Origin of the sequence: Terrisporobacter sp., from assembly GCF_017888745.1 — a bacterium.
Classification (GTDB): domain Bacteria; phylum Bacillota; class Clostridia; order Peptostreptococcales; family Peptostreptococcaceae; genus Terrisporobacter.
The window spans coordinates 1-5584 of record NZ_JAGHFM010000145.1 but is presented as its reverse complement, the minus strand read 5'-3'; the positions used below and the strand labels follow the sequence as shown (position 1 = coordinate 5584).

Sequence of the window (5584 nt, the reverse complement as noted above, 5' to 3'; positions counted from 1 at the left end):
TACCTACTATACAAGGTATTTCAACCATTGCTGTTCTATCAAAGTTTTCTATAGCACCTTCATTTGGAACTATAAGAAGGAATCTTTCATTTGTATTTTGAGCAAGTGCACAAGCTAAATCAACTATGTATGAAGCATGTACATCTGGTTCAAATCCACCATCTTTGCTTGTACCTTTTTCTATTATATCTTTACAAGCTCCAAATACTTGTTTTTCTCTTCCATCCATAACTTCATTTGCTCTTGTATATTCTTTATTAGAATGTTCTACAACGTAATCTGGGAATAAATAATATTTTAAGTAAGTATTTGGTATAGTTGTTGGATCAACTGCATAAACATCTTTTACTTTTGTGAAAGTTTCTCTCCAGCTTTGGTCAACATGTTGATTAGTATCTGATAAAGCATCTGCAAACCCATTTACTGCTACATGTTCTTTTATTTGTGGCATTAAATCATTTCCTTCTTTGTCATATATTTTATGCCACCATCCAAAGTGATTTAATCCATAATAACCTACTTGCATTTCTTTTCTTGAACTTAATCCACACATATGAGCCATTTTTTCTTCTAAATCTATTGGCATGTCACATATATTTAATATTTTTGAATTTGGTCTTAATCTTCTTGTTGCTTCGGCTACTATTGCAGCTGGATTTGAATAGTTTAACATCCAAGCATTTGGTGAATATTGTTCCATATAGTCAAGTATTTCTATAACTCCTCCTATTGAACGCATTCCATAAGCTATTCCTCCTGGTCCGCAAGTTTCTTGTCCTACTACACCATATTTTAATGGTATTTTTTCATCTTTTTCACGCATTGCATATTTCCCTACACGAATATGTGCTAATACGAAATCTATATCACTGAAAGCTACTTCTGGATCTGTTGTATATGTAAATTCTATTTCTGGTGCATTTTCTTTTAAATGTATTTCACAAGCTTTTGCTACTATTTCTTGTCTCTCAGCATCGTTATCATAAAATTTAATTGAACGAATTGGAAATCTGTCCATATTTTCTAATAACATTAATACTATCCCTGGTGTAAATGTACTACCTCCACCTGCTACTGTAACTGAATATTTTTTATTTTCCATTTTTTATTTCCCCCATTTTTTATTTTTTATTTCCTTTATGAGTACATAGTACACTCCCTAAAAAACTATTACAATATGTTTGGATCCTTTAGGGAAACGGTTTGTCTAACTGTTTTTTATAACATTTTTTGTAATTTTTCACATAAAAAATTCGCTTCGCTTAAGCCACTGCGTGGGCGCTCCACTTCATATCGCCAACGACTTCGTCCGTTGCTCAAAATTCGCTTCGCTTAAGTCACTGCGTAGGCACTCCACTTCATGTCGACAACGACTTTACCCGTTGATTAAGTGATCAATTGGAAATAAAAAAAGCATGATACCTAATAGGTACCATGCTTTTAATATTTTCTTCTCTACATATTAATTCTTATAGTAGCAAATAAACAAATTCCAGCTAAAAATATAACAACTAAACTCCCTGAATTAGTCATCAAAAATCCATCTTTTAATTTCACTTCAAAACTTTTTTTAAGAGTTCTATTATAAACTTTAAGAGTTTTATGTAAAATAAATCCAAATAAAATAGCATATAACACATTTTGTAGTAGTATCTCAGCTATTACAAATATAGATAAATTTGTTACTGCATATTCAATATCATTTTCATCTATTTTCTTTTGGATAAATGTTAGTAAATACGCTATAAAAGGATTTACCATAGATACTAAAAATATTATTGTAAGTTTTGGGTTTGATTGTATTACTTCTGACATAGGTAAGCCTACCTTGGCAGATTCCATAGATATATACATCAAACTCATAAAAGGTGTTAAAGTAAGTAATATTTTGGCAATATTATAATACTTATTCAATGAATTTATATGTTCTTTGTTTATTATATTTTTTTTGCTTTTTATTAATGTAGATTTGCTCATTTTTTCTCCTACTTTCTGAATTAATATAACCTTAATTTACACATTATCTTATTATTTTCTTATTATATACTTTCAGAACTTCCTGTTGATAATAATTTTTCAAAATCATCTCTTACTTTTGGTACTTTTAATCCTACTATTACTTGGATTGATTTTCCATTAGCAGAGCATCCATGTGCTCCTATTGATTTAAAATATCCATCATTTTTACATATACTTGGATCTTTTACATTAACTCTTAAACGAGTTGCACAGTTTGTTACATCAACTATATTACCTGCTCCCCCTAGGCCTTCTAATATAGCTTTGGCAAATGCATATTTTTCATCAGTACCATTTTTCTTTTCTTTATAATCAGATTTTGTATGGAATTTAACATCTTCATCATCATCTTCTCTACCTGGAGTTTTCACATCAAATTTTATTATTAGGAATTTGAATACAACAAACCAGATTACTGTAAATACTAAACCTATACCTAGCATTGCTAAATATTGTTGCCAGTGATTAGCCATTAATGGAATCCAGTTTAAAGATGCCATTTCTATTACACCACCTGCATGAATTCCTACAACACCTGCAAGATAAATAGCAGTTGAAAGTGTTGCTGCAAGTAAAGCATGTACTATAAACAGCCATGGAGCAACAAATAAGAAAGTAAATTCTATTGGTTCTGTAACACCACAGAATATTGCTGTTAAAGTTATTGGAACTAATAATCCAAGAGTTTTCTTTTTCTTTTCAGGTTTTGCAGTTGCATAAAATGCCAATGCTACACCTGCACATCCAAATATTTTTGAAAATCCTGTTGATGAGAATCCAGCCTCAGGAACCATTGATGCTAGTGATGCACTTGATGATGCAAGTTCTGGTAACATAGTAGCCCAGTAAGAATAAAGACCACCAGGAACTAATACATTATCATACCAGAATGGTGAGTATAAAATATGATGTAATCCAAATGGAATTAAGGCTCTTTCTAAGAATACAAATACCCAAATTCCAAGTGCACCTGCACCTTTTACAAATCCTTGGAATGCTAACATTCCCAATTGTATTTTAGGCCATACAAAAGCGGCTAAAATAGCAACTGGAATAAGTACGAAAAATCCTATCATAAATACAAATGTTGAACCACTAAATGTTCCTAACCATTCAGGTAATTCAGTATCAAAAAAACGATTATGTAAGTAAATAACGATTCCAGATATAGCTAAAGCACCAATCATTCCCATATCTAAAGTTTTAATATTAGCAATCATAGTAAGACCACTAGTTCCACCAACTTCTGCTGCAAAATCAACACCAAATACATATCCCCATTGAGATAGAATTGTACTTAAAAAATAATGAAATGTTAAGTAAAGCACAAGTGCTTCCATACAACATCTTGCATTTTGTTTCTTAGCCATTCCTATTGGAAGACCGACTACAAATAATAATGGCAATTGATTAAATACTGTCCAACCACCTTGCAATACAACGTTCCAACATTTGAACCACATTGTATCTGTAGCTGCTAATGAGCCCATGACTGCTTCAGTGGTAAATAAAGTCCCCACACCTATAACAATCCCCGCAAAAGCGAATAGTAAAACTGGAGTAAACATAGCCCCACCAAATTTTTGAATCTTCTGCATCATAATGATAATATCCCCCTTAGTTTGTGTTTTGATTTTATGTTTTTATGTTATCAGAGAATATTTTTGCCAGCAATACGTTTTCCCTATTAAGAACTTTCGCATTAATTTATATGACATTTAACATTTTTAGTGATTTTTCACATTTATTTATAAAGTTTTATTACTTTTTCAATAAACGATTTTCTTATTCAACTATAAATTAAAAATAAGCTTCATTTCTCTTGATAAATACAAGAAAAATGAAGCTTAAATCATCTATTACTTTACATATCTTTCACAATATTATTAGCCCATCTCTTAGATAGCGCCCTCGGTACTCCAAAAATAAACTTAGCCACTTCCTCTGTATAAGTAAGAGCCACCAATATATAAATAGGTACACCATGATATGCAGCAAAAAATGTTATAGGTAAAGAAACTAACCACATACATCCCATTTCTAAAGCCAATGCATACTTAGCATCTCCTCCACTTCTAAGAACACCAATTATTATAAAAGTATTAAAAGTTTTAAGAATCATAAGTAATCCCATCACAATAAATATCTTTCTTATATCTGGTGCAAGAGCTTCTGACACACTAAATACTTTTAAAAGTATTGGTATGGAAAGAATTAGCAAACCACCAAAAATAGCTCCCACTAAAGATACCAAAACAGCAAACTTTTTAGCATAAAGTATAGCCTTTTTTATGTTATCTGCCCCCAATTCATTACCTATCATAATTGAAGATCCTATTGCAACACATACCGCTGTCATTATAAAGAAATTTCCTGTACTGCTAGCAATTTGACTTGCTGCAATTGCTGAGGTACCAGCCTTTGAATATGCAATGGCATATAAAACTGTTCCAAATGCCCAAAGTGTATCATTGAAAAAAATAGGTATAGTCTTTGATACGAAGGCTTTTGATAATTCTTTATTAATTGATTTTATGTCCTTGAAAGTAAATCTTAATTCATAATCATTTTTTATAAAATAAACATAGCTTATCAATAAAACTAGCTCTACTACTCTAGCTACAACTGTAGCCAATGCAGCACCTCTTACACCCATAGTAGGCATTCCAAATTTTCCAAATATAAATGCATAGTTTAAAATTATATTTACAACAAGGGATATTGAACTACATATCATACCTAACTTAGGATTTCTAATGCTTCTTGAACCCATACTAAATACATTACTTATTGCAATAATCGGATAACAAAATCCTATTATAGAAAAATAATCTATAGCAATTTTTATTACCTCTTCATCATGTGTGAAGAAATTAATTATAAATCTTGGCGAAAAAATAGCTATTACTAAAAATATTAAACCTAAAGCTACAGCAAATATTGTACTCAATCCTGTAATTCTTCTAATATTAGCTTTATCATCTTTTCCATAAAACTGTGCTATAAATATACCTGATCCACCAATTATTCCTGACAATGCCATATTGTATAAAAAGAAATATTGATTAGCAATACCAATGGACGCCACTGATATTTCTCCTAATCCTCCAACCATTACAGTATCTATCATGTTAATTAAACTTGATATTAAATTTTGTATTATAATTGGTACACATAACATAATTAAAGTTTTATAAAACTTTTTATTTTCTTCATCTAATTTAAATGTATTTTGCAAAATATCACCTCTTTTTCTAAACTCTACTTTAATATATTAGTAGGTTTAAATAAATTTCCTCTAATATATATAGTTACTTATAGTTTGTATTATTTTTTAGACATTCTATATTATATTATCATAATAATTTATAGTAAATAACAAAATCTAAGTTATTAATATCATCTAGTTTCTATAATATTAATTATATCCTCATTATATATTACTACATTATGAAATCAAAAAATAACTCAAAGATATAATACAATAATAGTTAATAGTTATATTGTGACTTACGAGAAATAAATCACACTTAATAAAAAATTTACTTCGTCTAAGCCACTGTAT

4 protein-coding genes are annotated in these 5584 nt (G+C 29.9%); all 4 read right to left on the bottom strand.

Going from position 1 to position 5584, the window contains the following annotated elements; translation table 11 throughout:
• Positions 1–1102: family 4 glycosyl hydrolase (locus J7G74_RS06995; RefSeq protein ID WP_297133459.1), on the bottom strand; the 1102-nt coding region annotated here is incomplete at its 3' end.
• A 353-nt stretch (positions 1103–1455) separates the two neighbouring features.
• Positions 1456–1977, bottom strand: coding sequence for a hypothetical protein (locus tag J7G74_RS06990; protein ID WP_297133458.1), 522 nt, complete (start codon positions 1975–1977; stop codon positions 1456–1458).
• 62 nt (positions 1978–2039) lie between these two features.
• On the bottom strand, positions 2040–3620 hold the full coding sequence (locus tag J7G74_RS06985; protein ID WP_297133457.1) for an alpha-glucoside-specific PTS transporter subunit IIBC: 1581 nt from the start codon (positions 3618–3620) through the stop codon (positions 2040–2042).
• Between the two features lie 263 nt (positions 3621–3883).
• On the bottom strand, positions 3884–5257 hold the full coding sequence (locus J7G74_RS06980) for an MATE family efflux transporter (RefSeq protein ID WP_297133456.1): 1374 nt from the start codon (positions 5255–5257) through the stop codon (positions 3884–3886).
• Positions 5258–5584 lie beyond the last annotated feature (327 nt).

Coding starts and splice junctions, on each gene's coding strand:
- J7G74_RS06990 (WP_297133458.1), bottom strand. CDS start 1,977: ATGAGCAAATCTACATTAATAAAAAGCAAAAAAAATATAATAAACAAA.
- J7G74_RS06985 (WP_297133457.1), bottom strand. CDS start 3,620: ATGATGCAGAAGATTCAAAAATTTGGTGGGGCTATGTTTACTCCAGTT.